The sequence below is a fragment of the Thalassospira profundimaris genome (assembly GCF_003326795.1).
Classification (GTDB): domain Bacteria; phylum Pseudomonadota; class Alphaproteobacteria; order Rhodospirillales; family Thalassospiraceae; genus Thalassospira; species Thalassospira profundimaris_C.
This window is the reverse complement of record NZ_JPWI01000004.1, coordinates 140,375-154,224: the sequence shown is the minus strand read 5'-3', so window position 1 is coordinate 154,224 and position 13,850 is coordinate 140,375. Positions and strand designations below refer to the sequence as shown.

The 13,850-nt window shown below is 54.0% G+C and carries 10 protein-coding genes; 1 reads left to right on the top strand and 9 read right to left on the bottom strand.

Annotation, left to right across the window (positions count from 1 at the left end; all coding sequences use genetic code 11):
- Positions 1-8: 8 nt before the first annotated feature.
- The 9 genes from TH30_RS08550 to TH30_RS08510 all read right to left on the bottom strand — a co-directional run bounded on the left by TH30_RS08550 (position 9) and on the right by TH30_RS08510 (position 12,236).
- Positions 9-2,141, bottom strand: coding sequence for a serine/threonine-protein kinase (locus tag TH30_RS08550; RefSeq protein ID WP_114097655.1), 2,133 nt, complete (start codon positions 2,139-2,141; stop codon positions 9-11).
- Between the two features lie 246 nt (positions 2,142-2,387).
- Entirely contained in the window at positions 2,388-3,683 is a 1,296-nt protein-coding gene (locus tag TH30_RS08545) for an adenylosuccinate synthase (protein WP_114097654.1), read from the bottom strand.
- A 35-nt stretch (positions 3,684-3,718) separates the two neighbouring features.
- A complete protein-coding gene (locus TH30_RS08540; protein ID WP_114097653.1) occupies positions 3,719-4,885 on the bottom strand; it encodes an ATP phosphoribosyltransferase regulatory subunit in 1,167 nt (388 codons plus the stop codon).
- Positions 4,886-5,046: 161 nt separating this feature from the next.
- A complete protein-coding gene (locus tag TH30_RS08535) occupies positions 5,047-6,237 on the bottom strand; it encodes a phosphoserine transaminase (RefSeq protein WP_114097781.1) in 1,191 nt (396 codons plus the stop codon).
- 175 nt (positions 6,238-6,412) lie between these two features.
- Positions 6,413-8,284, bottom strand: coding sequence for an SLC13 family permease (locus TH30_RS08530; protein ID WP_114097652.1), 1,872 nt, complete (start codon positions 8,282-8,284; stop codon positions 6,413-6,415).
- Between the two features lie 275 nt (positions 8,285-8,559).
- Complete coding sequence (locus TH30_RS08525; RefSeq protein WP_114097651.1) at positions 8,560-9,387, bottom strand: PhzF family phenazine biosynthesis protein; 828 nt, start codon at positions 9,385-9,387, stop codon at positions 8,560-8,562.
- 65 nt (positions 9,388-9,452) lie between these two features.
- Complete coding sequence (locus TH30_RS08520; protein ID WP_114097650.1) at positions 9,453-10,883, bottom strand: pyridoxal phosphate-dependent decarboxylase family protein; 1,431 nt, start codon at positions 10,881-10,883, stop codon at positions 9,453-9,455.
- Positions 10,880-11,842, bottom strand: coding sequence for a threonine dehydratase (locus TH30_RS08515; RefSeq protein ID WP_114097649.1), 963 nt, complete (start codon positions 11,840-11,842; stop codon positions 10,880-10,882). Before TH30_RS08515 ends, TH30_RS08520 begins: the two co-directional genes overlap by 4 nt.
- A 109-nt stretch (positions 11,843-11,951) precedes the next feature.
- On the bottom strand, positions 11,952-12,236 hold the full coding sequence (locus TH30_RS08510; protein ID WP_114097780.1) for a DUF1127 domain-containing protein: 285 nt from the start codon (positions 12,234-12,236) through the stop codon (positions 11,952-11,954).
- Between the two features lie 79 nt (positions 12,237-12,315).
- Between TH30_RS08510 and TH30_RS08505 the strand changes: the two genes are divergently transcribed.
- Positions 12,316-13,773: an aminotransferase-like domain-containing protein gene (locus tag TH30_RS08505; RefSeq protein WP_114097648.1), complete on the top strand. Its 1,458-nt coding sequence runs from the start codon at positions 12,316-12,318 to the stop codon at positions 13,771-13,773.
- Positions 13,774-13,850 lie beyond the last annotated feature (77 nt).

Here is a 13,850-nt window from a genome sequence, read left to right as displayed (position 1 = left end):
TCGGCCCCCTAAAAGATATGGATCAGAAACAGCGCTGATACCGTCAGCAACGCAATCATGGTCGAAGCAAAGGCTGCTGCCTGTTGCCCGACTTTTTCGGCGAGCTCCAGGCGTGCCGGGCCAGACGATTCGAGATCAAAGACCTCGCTTTCCGCCTCGGAATATTCGGCAACGGCCTCGACAAACTCGGACTGATCCTTGCGGCGCTCCTGCTCGTCATTGATCAGATTGTAAAGTTCAACGAGATTACCGCGCTTTGCCAGTTTCGGGATTTCGGTTTCAACCCGTTCACGGCGCGCCTTGCTATGGAAGACCTTGATGGCCGGTTCCATCAAACGTGCAACCCAGTGCGACAGGTTTTGCAGGTTGTCTGGTCCGTGACGCCACTGAACAATCGCCAGCATGCTGATAATTGCCCGGCTATACTCCACCTCGTCAGACGGGTTTTGCATTGCCATCAACTGACCTTCAATATCATCTTCAAGGCGCGTTGCGATAAAAGCAGCAATGTGACGATCAACCGGCCAGGTATCCTCGGACGCATTTTCTGCGGCCTTTTCCAAAGCAGGTAGAAGTTGCGAAATCTCGACAACATAATCCTGTTCGATCAACGGGCTCAGACAATGCTGATTGCGTACCAGCGTGTAAAGGCAACGCTCATACCCGTAACCGGCACTTTGTTGCTGAATGTAGTAGCGCAGGTTCTTATAGAGCTGCTGGAGCTTCTGAACTTCCGAGCTATAGCCTTCCTGTCGACCGAACCAGTAGGACGGAATATCGCGAACAATCACATCAGCAAAACGTTGTGGTCCGCGACCATGCTGAACATCATAGGACAGCATGTAGCCGACCCCGTCAATCATGGCCGAAAATCCCTTGAACCGGACCGGCCCTTCATGATCCATGATCAAAATGGCACGTGCGACGAGAACATCCTCGGCAGAACGTTTGTCGGCACCGGCCCATTGCAACTGGCGCATCGCATCGGCCAGTGCCTTTGCACGGTCATTGTCTCCAAGACCACGCCTTAGCCAGATTTCAATTGTACCTTCACGCAATGGTGCCAGCGCACTGACCCAGTTTTTTGCCATGCCTTGTGCAAGGGCACGAACGGTATAGTAATCCCGGCCTGAAAGGTTTTGTGAACGCGCCGCACGCTTTTCGGTATTGGACTGAACCGGCTTGGTACGTCGCCCGTCAAGCCATGCATTAAGCTCGTTGAAGCCCCAACGCTCTTCTGCGTCATCACACAGCAACCCACGCACCGGCTCAATCAGGATAAGAGGCAACCTTTCCTGAGAGGCAATCGCTTGGAACGATCCCTTTGAAAGCTTGAGATCCATAATTTCCTGATCGCTCAGCTTGCTCAGCGGTCTGTGGCCAATGCCAAGCTCCGCCAGTGTCACACCAAGCGCATAAAGATCATCAGCCGGGGTGCCAGCACCACGCCCGGCAATATCGGCACTCATGCGTGCCGTGGTTTCATATACCAAAGGCTGCGAATAACCTGGAGGAGCCGCACAACAGTCCCCCAGAACAACCTTTTGGCGTAACGGATCACCAAAAAACAGGTTACCCGCCCGGATATTACGATGGGCAAGTCCCTTATCTGCAAATGCCTGCAAGACACCGATGATCGGTTCGACGACAACTGTTGAAATATCGTGTTCGTCAATGATTGGCTTTTTGCCTTCGCCAAGAACAACACGACCACCAGATGGTTTTTCGTAGAACAAAACCATTGTGTTGCGCCCGAACGGCGGCCAGTAGGCGATTTCATGGTCAATCAGATCAATCTGACCTGCCATGTGCATACCGGTCAGAAACTGGATGTGATCATGACGTGTTGGCAAAACCGGATCGGTGACAACCGCAAAGGCACTGCCTTCATCCCGACGCAGGTTATCTGCGGAATAGGCCTTGCAATGTCCCATATCGAATTCAGGCATGCGAAGATCAAGGAATATCCTGAAGTTTCCGATCTCGACACTTTTTCCGCCAGTGGAGATCTCCAGAATGTCTTCCGTGACGTCATCCTGATCAGCGGGCGCAGATGTCCCGCCGCCCGGTGCATCCATCACCGGAGCTTGTGAAGTACCGTCCGAAACTTCCTGTTCCTGGTCTTCTGCTTGCTCTACCATGATCCCGATATTTCTTTACGAGTTATCATTTATAGGGGCGCGTATATCCTGAATTACGGTCTTCCTGACGCGTCCTTCAGTACGCTACCTTTAAAAGGTTGATAAAACGATACTTCTGATATCGCATAGGGGCAAGTTGTTATGCACCTGCCACGCAGGCCTGTTCACAGCCAAGGCATTCAGACAAAACGAAAAAAGCCACCAGTCGGAACTGGTGGCTTTGCAGTGCAGAGCACAAATTGGCAATCAGGCGCTGAACGGGTCGTGAACCAGAATGGTGTCGTCACGCTCAGGACTGGTTGAAAGCAGCGCAACCGGCGCTTCGATCAGTTCTTCGACCCGGCGCACATATTTGATCGCTGCGGCCGGAAGATCGGCCCAGCTGCGCGCACCCATGGTCGTTTCAGACCAGCCTTCAATGGTTTCATAAACCGGCTTTGCTTTTGCCTGCAGACGCTGGTTTGCCGGAAGATGATCATAGATTTTGCCATCAATGTCATATCCGGTACAGATCTTGATTTCATCAAAGCCATCAAGAACGTCAAGCTTGGTCAGTGCAATACCGGTGATACCGTTAACCTTGACCGACTGGCGGACAAGAGCAGCATCGAACCAGCCGCAACGACGCTTGCGACCGGTAACAACACCGAATTCATGACCACGCTCACCAAGGCGGTCGCCATCTGCGTCAAACAGTTCGGACGGGAACGGACCTTCGCCAACGCGGGTGGTATAGGCCTTGGTGATACCAAGAACATAACCGACCCCCGACGGGCCCATGCCAGAACCGGCAGCAGCCTGCCCCGATACAGTGTTCGACGAGGTCACGAACGGATACGTGCCGTGGTCGATATCAAGCATCGTGCCCTGCGCACCTTCGAACAGGATGCGCTTGCCAGCTTCTTTGAACTGGTTCAGCGATTTCCAGACGGTGTCAGAGAATGGCAGGATTTTCGGTGCAATTTCCTTGAGCTGCGCGAGCAGTTCTGCGCCATCGACTTCCGGCTGACCAAGACCACGCAGAAGCGCATTATGGTGGGTCAGCAGGTTTTCAACCTTTGCCTCCAGCAGGTCAGCATCAGCAAGATCACCAACACGGATTGCACGACGACCAACACGGTCTTCATATGCCGGACCGATACCACGGCCGGTGGTGCCGATCTTGTTGTCACCCGATGCAGCAGCTTCACGTGCGCGATCAAGGTTGCCATGCAGCGGCAGGATCAGGCAGGCATTTTCCGCCAGACGCAGGTTGTCCGGGGTAATGTCGACGCCCTGCTCTTTCAGGCGCGCAATTTCCGCAAGCAGTGCCCAGGGATCAACAACAACACCGTTGCCGATTACCGACAGCTTGTTCTGGCGAACAATACCCGACGGCAACAGGCTCAGCTTGTAGGTAACACCGTCGATCACCAAAGTATGACCGGCGTTATGACCACCCTGAAAACGCACAACGACGTCTGCCCGTTCGGACAGCCAGTCGACGATCTTGCCTTTACCTTCGTCCCCCCACTGGGAACCGATCACGGCAACATTGGTCATCGCAAAACTCCTTGCGCGATAAAAATTTCGTTCGATTAGGCGTTGAGCGGCACGACCTGGCCGCCAAGGTAAATAAAGTCACAGCCCATACGGCGCGCTTCGATCCGCGCGGCATCTTCTGTTTTTGCTTCGGCGGCCCCTTCAAGGGCGGCAACGGTGTAATGACCTTCTGCGCGCAACTGACGCGCTTCACGCTGTGGCGTACCAAGCGGCAGATAAACACGCGAAAGCGGTTCTGCATCAGGAAGACCGCGCAGAATACTGTCCATATAAAGCGACATCCCGGTTGCGGCCTCGCCAGATGCGCCGCCTGCACGATAACGGCCACCGCGACCGATCTCGCCGCGCACATTGCGGGCAAACAGCGTGAAGCTGACACCTGTCTGATATCGGAAACCGGCCATTTCGACAGGATCAATGGTAAGAGCAGCATCAAGGTCAGATGCCAGCACGCGCTCTGCCACATCTATCAGGCGATACAGCTCTTCGGATGCACCCAGCGGCAATTCAAGTTTTTTAAGCTTTGGCAGTGCCGTAGTTGCCGGACCGGCTGCTTCGAGCAAGGCGACAAGAACGTCGGTCACCTTGCCATCAAGCGCACGAAGAGCAGCAACATCCCGGCGCTCAAGTGCTTCGGTCAGGGCTTCGCGATCATCACGCGACACACCGAATGCATCAAACAGACGAACAGGAAGTGTCGGAAGATTAAGATCGACCGAAACATCTGCAAGACCGATGCTTTCAAGCGCTTCCAGTGCAAGAAGAACAATCTCGGTATCTGCAGCCGCACTTGAAACACCGATCAGTTCCGCACCAACCTGGGCGAACTGACGTTCCGGGCGCAGATGAGATCCTTTGATCCGCAAGACATCGCCCGAATAGGACAGACGCAGCGGACGTGGTGCATCGCCAAGACGGGTTGCTGCAATTCGACCGACCTGCGGGGTCATGTCGGAACGCACACCCATCATACGACTAGATTCAGGATCCATAAGACGGAAAGTCTGGGTAGCAAGTTCAGGCGCCGCACCTTCAAGCAGGCTTTCCTCAAACTCGACCAGCGGGGTCTTGACCCGGTCATAGCCTGCATGTGCCAGACTGGCCATCAGCTTTTCGCGGATTTCGGCTTCCCGTGCGGCGGTTCCTGGCAGGACATCCTGGAGGCCGGCGGGCAAAAGTGCTTTCCTGGCGAGTTCGGTCATATTGTGTGCTTTCCCGGACGAGGCGCGCAAATTCAATTAGGCTCGATAACGTCCCGAGTTTTACTCAGGGCTCACTATCCGGTAGCGGTTACTACCGCGTTGTGCCGGACAGAGCAACGGGGAAAACCCCAAAAACGCAAATAATACGTACGAAATATCCGTTAGCCAGCGTTAAATTCGGCTTTTACCACCGAATACGCCCAGTCAAGCCAAGGCAAAAGTGCCTTGATATCACTTGGTTCGACCGTCGCGCCGCCCCAAATCCTCAGTCCAGCCGGCGCGTCGCGATAGCCATTGATATCAAGTGCAACATTTTCCGCTTCAAGAAGCTGCGATATCTTTTTCGGCAATGCAGCCTGCTGATCCGCCGAAAGCGAAAGCGCCCAAGGATCAACAATCTTGATGCACATCGACGTGTTCGACGCCGTTGCCGGATCTTCTGCAAGATCAGCGGCCCAGTCACTTGTCGCCAGCCAGGCATCAAGATGCGCACGATTTTCCCGGGTTCGAGCCAAAAGGCCTTCTAGGCCGCCGATGTCTTCGGCCCATTTCAGGGCGTCAATCGCATCTTCGACCACCAGCATCGAGGGTGTATTGATGGTTTCGCCACGGAAAATACCATCAATCAACTTGCCGCCCTTGGTCATGCGGAAGATTTTGGGCATCGGCCATGCAGGCTCATGGCTTTCCAGACGCGCAACCGCACGCGGGCTCAGAATGATCACACCGTGACCGCCCTCGCCGCCCAGGACTTTCTGCCAGCTATAGGTTACAACGTCGAGCTTGTCCCATGGCAGTTCCATCGCAAAGATCGCCGAGGTCGCATCGCAGATCGTCAGACCTTTGCGATCATTAGCAATCCAGTCGCCATTGGGCACACGCACGCCTGCCGTCGTACCGTTCCAGGTAAAGACAACGTCTCGGTCAAAATCGACAGCACCAAGATCGGGCAACTTGCCGTAATCCGCTTCAAGGGTGCGAACATCTTCGAGTTTCAGCTGTTTGATAACGTCACTGACCCAGGTCGCACCAAAGCTTTCCCAAGCCAGCATATCAACACCACGCGCACCAAGCATCGACCAAAGCGTCATTTCAACAGCACCGGTATCAGACGCCGGAACCACACCCAAAAGATAATCATCCGGCAGATTCAGGATCGCGCGCGAACGGTCGATAACCTCTTCAAGGCGCTGTTTGCCCAGTTTGGAACGATGGGAACGACCAAGAATTTCCGTTTCGAGTGCAGATGCAGACCAGCCCGGGCGCTTTTTGCACGGACCCGACGAAAAATGCGGGCTTGCTGGACGAAGTGCGGGCTTTGCGAAAGCAGTATTCTCGGCATTCTGGGCCATCGGCATATTCCTGAGCAGCTGGAACAATCCGCGCGGATCATTCCTGATCAAATTAGGGGGCTGATCCTATTGAGACAAAGGCAAAAGTCAAACGCCTTCGACACAAACAAGCCAGCCAATTTTGCATGGCTGGCCCGTGTATGAGGGTCGCTAATGGTTTGGCGCAATGCGGCCCCTAGAACGGGATATCGTAATACCAGGGCGCAAACAGGCTAAAAACAATCCAAAGCACAATGATCAGCGGCGTTCCAGCCTTCAGGAAGTCAACGAACCGATAGTGCCCCGGCCCCATGACAAGCAGGTTGGTCTGGTAGCCAACCGGCGATGCAAACGAACAGTTTGCCGCCATCACCACCGCAATCGCAAAGATATGCGGAGGTACGCCAAGCTGCTGCGCCATTCCGATTCCGATCGGCGTGAACAACACAGCGCAGGCATTGTTTGACAAAACGTTGGTAAAGGCCGCCACGATCAGGAAGAACATCGACAGGATCACAGGTGCTGGCGCCCCGCGCGTCGCAGTCAAAAGCTGATCGGCAACGAATTCCGCACCACCGGTCAGTTGCAGGGCATTGCCAAGTGCCAGTGCAGCAGCAACCAGAAGCACAATTTTTCGATCAATTGCACGCGATGCCTGACGCAAGTTAAGCGCGCCCGATGCGATCATCAAACCCGCACCGATGAAGCTCGAAACCACAATCGGTACTACACCGGTTGCCGCCAACGCAATGACGCCAAGGAAAATGGTCGCCGCACGACGGGCATGGAACGGACGGGGCAATGTACGCGTTGACCATTCCAGCAGCACCACATCGCGAATGGTCCGAAGTGCTTCAACATCTTCGGAACGCCCCTGCACCAAAAGCACGTCACCAGCCTCAAGCCGGATTTCGGTCATTTGTGTTCGGATCATGCGCGAACGACGTTGAATGCCCAGAACAAGGCATTTGTACTGATACCGGAAACCGATCTGTTCAAGGTTAAAACCGATCAGACGCGAGCCCGGCGGCAACATAACCTCTGCAAGAAGCTGTGTTGCCTTTTGCGGGGTTTCTTCGCCGTCACTGTTAACCGCCGCAGCATCGGCATGCAAAAGACCGGGGTCTTTTTGAAGTGCCTCGGTCAATGCCTTGCGCGTGGCCGCAACTACCAGAACGTCACCGGCCTGAATTTCCATGTCGCTTTCAAATGGCGGTAATTCAGCATGTTCACGACGAACGATCATCTGAATGGTGATGTTTGGAAGATTCTTGAAAAAACCGGCAACAGGACGGGTTCCGATCATCTGTGATGCCGGTCCCACCGTGATCTGGGCGATGAACTGTTTGCCACTGCTATCGGGATTGGTGAGCTTGCTGCGCATGGATGCAAGGGCAGGCAAAAGTCTTGGAGCGACAAACAGGACATAGATAAAGCCGCTGATCGCAAGCACACTGCCAATCGCCGTGAATTCGAAGAACTCAAGCCCCGGCATCCCCAGTTCAATCAGCGAACTCGACACCAGAAGGTTGGTAGAAGAACCAATCAAGGTTGTCATCCCGCCAAGGATCGCCGCATAGGATAGCGGGATCATCAACGCGCTCGGCGAACGCTCAATACGCTCTGCAAGAGCTTGAATAATCGGGATAAAGATAACAACAACCGGGGTATTGTTGAGAAATGCCGACATCAGCATCACAACAAACAGGCCGATGAAAATTGCAACGGACGCGTTTTTCCCGCCATGTTCAGTAATCAAACCGGCGATATAGCTAACACCACCGGTCAGAACCATGCCCTGCCCGACAACAAGTAACGACAGAACAGTCAGCAAAGCCGGATTGGCAAAGCCCGACATGATGGTATCGGCCCCCATCATGTTGTGACCGTCTGCATCCAGAAGCGGAAAGAATTCAAAGAACAGCAACAGGGTTGCAATCAGCGCCATGCTGGTCAGTTCGAGCGAAATGCGCTCAAGCCCATACAGAACCAGCGACCCCGCAACGAGTGCAAGGACCACCCACATCTGCATCGACGTCGCAGAACTGGCGACAACACTTTCGATCACGATAAATCTACCCCTGTAAAACCAGCATCCTTGCGGTTTAAGGCATAGCTTCAACGCCGTGTGCCCGGTCCGCATTCATCGTATTTTGCCTTTACTTAGACGAAAGCCCCATAGGCCGGTCAATAAAAAAACGGCATCGGACAGGCGCAATGCGGATTAATCGGTAGACGCATTTCATTGAAAAACAGCAATTTCAGGGGCCTGTTACACAAGAAAAAAACGGGCAACGATCAAGCTGCCCGTTTGTCACGATGAAGATAAAAAGTGCCCTTCCCTCAGGCCGGGATGACGATTTCACCCTTGAGATACAGAACCGCTTCGCCCTTAAGATGGACACGCTCACCATCAATCTTGCAGACAACCACGCCACCGCGTGCCGATGCCTGATAACCAACCACTTCCGCCTGACCAAGCCTGTCTGCCCAATATGGTGCAACCACACAATGCATATAACCGGTGACCGGATCTTCGTTAATCCCTATCGCCGGAACGAAGAAGCGCGACACCATATCAAGTCCGGTTTTATCCCCGGGGGCTGTGACAATCACACCACGGCCTGCAAGCCTGCCCAGCACCGACATGTCGGGTTTCATGCCACGCACAGCTGCGGCATCGTCATATACTGCAACAATATCTGTATCCCTGCTTAAAACCACATATGCCTCGACCGGCTTTACGCCGCCCAGTGCAGTCAGAACCTCGTCCGAAATTGCCTGTGCAGTGATTGGCTGCCTGGGGAAGTTCAGAACAATTGCGTCCCCGTCCCGTCCCGCGGTCAAAATACCGCTTTGGCTTTGCAACTTCACCAAATCTCTCTGGAAACCCAGATGATTGAAGATGACAAATGCACTGGCAAGGGTCGCATGCCCACATAGCGGCACTTCCACGGTTGGCGTGAACCAGCGAATGTGAAAATCGGCTTCTTCCGAATTGTCGCATGGAACAAAGAACGCCGTTTCAGACAAATTGTTTTCCATGGCAATTTTTTGCAGCACGTCATCAGGCAACCATTGGGTCAATGGCACAACTGCTGCCGGATTTCCTGCAAACAAAAGATCAGTAAAGGCATCAATCTGATATATCGGCAAAGTCTGGGTCGTCATGTCGGTATCCTGAATAGGAATTCTTTGATTCTTGAAGGCTGGATCGCACCCCGTTGAAAAGCGTTTTACAGAGCCATCTCAATCGCGTCCTTGATAATCACCAGATCATGGTCCTGCGTACGCCAGTTGGAAAATGCCGCGCGGAATCCAAAATGCCCGCCATACACCGTTGGCGTGAGGAACACCTTCCCCGTCGCGTTAATGCGATCCAGCAAGGCACGATTATCGTCGTCAGCACCAAGGGCTCTGAACATCGTAACGTTAAGCTTTGGCTCGCGCAGCAGTTCCAGCTTTTCGTGGGTGCGCACCCACGCAGCCAGATCTGCTGCCTGATCACAGTTGGCACGTACAATGCCCGCCATGCCATCGCGGCCATAGGCTTTGATCGCCATCCACAGCGGCAAGGCCCGAAAACGACGTGAATTTTCCACCCCGCGATTGATATAGCTATTGCCATCCGCCTTGGTGTCAAGATATGGCGCGAACGCCCGACAACACGTTTCCAGAACAGAGACATGCCGGGTCAGGAAAATCCCGCAATCGTATGGCACATTTAACCATTTGTGACCGTCCGAGGTGACTGAGTCCGCCCGTTCAATCCCGGCCAGAAAATGCGCCCTGCGATCATCAAGAGCAGCAAAAAGGCCAAATGCTGCATCAACATGCAACCAAGCGCCATAAGCCGCACACAAATCAGCAATGGCGTTGAGATTATCGAAATCGGTCGCATTCACCGTCCCTGACGATGCAATCACAATCTTGCCACGCGCATCGCTGGCATCAAGCTTTGCCTTCAGATCGACGATATCAGTTTCTTCCGAGTCCGGAAGTGTAGCGACCTTGACAAAGCTGTTGCGACCAATCCCGGTGATTGACAGATCCTTGATCATGCTGGCATGGGGACTTGCTGCAAAGATCGCCAGGTCAGGCAAGACAGATGCGCCATCAGCATCAATATTGACGCCGATCCGTTCACCACACCATTGACGTGCAGTAACCAGCCCAAGCAGATTTGAAACAGTTGCGCCGGTCGTCAAAACACCATCAAAGCGGTCATGCGGCAATCCGCCCATGTCGCAAAGCCAGTTAATGACTTGCTCTTCGACAGCGGCATTGACCGATCCTTCGGGACCGGTTGCATTCTGATCAATCGCCGAAGCCAGCCAGTCACCGGCAAGGGCAGCCGGCGTCGTGCCCCCCGTCACAAAGCCAAGATACCGGGGTCCGATTGATGCGGCGAGCAGCGGCAGAATTTCTTCCTTGGCTGCCCGCAACGCATCAAGCGTGCCGCTTCCCTGCCCTGATAAGGGGCGCGAGGGGTCAAAAGCAGAGAAATCGCGGCAGGTTACATCCATGTCATCCGCCCCCTGAATGAAGCCATGGGCGACATCCCCTGTTTCCACAAGGATGCGGCCAAGCTTTTCAAGGTCATCAAACATGAGATGACGTGCATCCGCAGTGGGGCTGACAGCTGCACGATTTGAAATGCGGTTCATCTTTTCTCTCCTGAAAGGATGCGGGCGAAATCAGCCCGATCGATATTTGCCCCGGTCAATATAAGGGCAACCTTTTTGCCGATATTGCGGTCGCGGTCTGCAATTGCAGCAGCAAGCGGTAGCGCACCGGCACCTTCGGCAAGGGTATGGCAACAACTGAAATACAGCCGCATGGCATCAGCGATCTGATTGTCATCGACTGCGACAATGTCGGAAGCCCCATTTTTAATGATTTCGATCACTTTCGGATCCGGACTGCGACAGGCAACACCATCGGCAAAGGTTTTTGCTTCTGACGTCTGAATAACCTTCCCGGCCATAAAGGACTGGCGCACTGCATCCGCGCCGGTCGCGACCACACCGACAATCTCGGTATCAATCCCGAGCGCATCGCGCGCGGCAATCAATGAACAGATGCCCGACCCCATACCGACCGGCACATAAACCCGATCAATGCCCTTTACATCTTCAAACAACTCAAGACCGTAGGATGCAACACCACGCACAAGTTCTGCATGGAATGGCGGCACCATCACGACGCCTTCTCGGGTGGCATAGGACTGCGCATATTCAGCCGCGGCCTGAAAATCATCTCCATGTTCTATGACTTCCGCACCCCATGCCCGCATGGCAGCATTCTTCTCAACCGAGTTTCCGTGCGGGACGACAATCGTTGCTGCCATACCAAACCGGCTGGCGGCATGGGCAAGACTTTGTCCGTGATTACCCCGGGTTGCCGACACGATACCGCGATTGCTATGGGCCTGACTGCCGAGATAACGGCAAAAGGTCAGACCGCCCCGAATCTTGAATGCCCCAAGTCGGGTATGGTTTTCATGTTTGACATACAGGGACAATCCCGTACCACGATCCAGCAACGGCCAGTGAATTGTAGGTGTCGGTGCCACATATTGATGCACGAAATCGGCAGCCGCACGCAATTCGGTCAAGGAGAACATTCTGATTGTATCCCTGAAATTAACAAATCAAGACAATTAATCAAAACCGGTACAATGTACCGGACGGAGGCACGATGGGAGCACGCACCTCCGTCACACGCAGCAGTGACTAACTGCGTGGTGGTAATCTGGTCCAGAACGGTTTTGACAGTTCTTCATCTATGTCGGCACGCGAAAGACCGACATCCTTTAACATATGATCATCAAGCAACTGGATTGCATGACGGTCGCGGGACCGGGCCTGCAGACGCGCAAGATATTCCACCGCAGAGATGACAACATCCATCATCGCCGCGCGCCAGGTCGCAGGCTTTTCACCCTGCTTGCCGTTCATCAATGCGCGATCACTGACATGAATGTCGGGAAGCTGGATTGTATCGTTACAATTTACCATTTCCATCTCCTATCGGTTAATTGTCTCGATATTGTTTTGTCATTGACATTGTCATTGTGTCAATTTAAACATTGTCACCATGACAATATGGCTTCCAAACCTTTCTGACGCCGGCGGTCCTGTTTATCGACAGATCGCGCAGGCCATTCGCGCAGCGGTTAAGGACGGCTCTTTGAAGCCCGGGGACCGACTGCCAACCCACCGTGACCTCGCCTATCATCTGGGCGTGACAGTCGGTACGATTACACGATCGTATCGCGAGGCAGAACGATTGGGACTTGTCGCAGGTGAAGTCGGACGGGGGACCTATGTTCTTGATAACATCCAGTCCGAACTGGATATGGCCGCAACCGCGCCGATCCCGCTTGCCTTTACCAACAATCTGGCCCAGTTGGGTCGCAAGCCGCCTTTTGCGCATGGCGCTGAAGACGACAACGAAGATACCGGCCCGATCAATTTCCGCATGAATTGCCCCCTTCCCCCGCAGGAAGGCCATATTCGTCAGACATTGCTTGAAATTGCGGGATCAATGCCGATTGACGACATGGTGTCATATAAATCCGAATATGGTGTCCCCCATCAACGCCAAGCTCTGGCACATGCTGCCGGTCTTGTCGGACTGGATGACAATCCGGAGCGCGTCCTTCCAACGGCCGGTGTTCAGCACGGGATGACTGTATCCCTTCTTGCAACAGTACGACCGGGTGATTTGGTCCTGTGTGAAGAACTGACCTATCCCAATTTGCGAAGCCTTGCCAACTTGCTGCAATTCCGCCTGCGCGGCGTTGCCATGGATGATCAGGGCATCATCCCCGAGGCATTGGAGAATGCCTGCCGCACCCAAAGCCCGCGCGCGATCTATCTGATGCCGACGCTGCACAATCCGCTATGCAGCACCATGGATCAGCAACGTCGCATCGAGATTGCCGAAATCCTGCGCAAATATGACCTGACACTGATTGAAGATGGCATCTATCACTTCCTTGATCCCGATGCCCCACCGCCACTTTCCTGCTTCGCCCCGGAACGCAGCATCTATCTTGATGGCGTTTCCAAAAGCATCGGCGGCGGTTTGCGTGTCGGCTATATCCATGCCCCTGGCGAAATGATCGGCAAACTTGCCAGTGCGATCCGGTCGACCTGCTGGATGGTATCGACCATCAATCTGGAACTGGTCACACGGATGATCATGGATGGCAGCCTTGGCCAGTACGAAGCATGGCACCGTGATGAAGCTGCACAACGCCTTGCTGTCATTTTGGGAACACTCAAAGGATATGACGTCCGCTTCCATCCGACCAACTACCATATCTGGCTTGAACTGCCCGACCATATCGATCCGGGCGAGCTTGTTATGAATGCGGCAAATAGCGGCGTTCTTTTGACGGCAGCTCAACAGTTTTCTGTCGGTCACGTCCCGCGCGGATTGCGACTCTGTTTTGGTGCGGAACGTTCCACCGAACGTCTGCGGCGCGGGGTCCAAATCGTTGATCGATTGCTAAAAAGCAGTGATTTCGGCAATGCCGTTGTCATGTAAGGACTGCTGATTGGTCAGGGATCGCGGCGCAACACGCGCCAACATCCCTGCCAAACATTCTGGCCCAAAGCACCCCC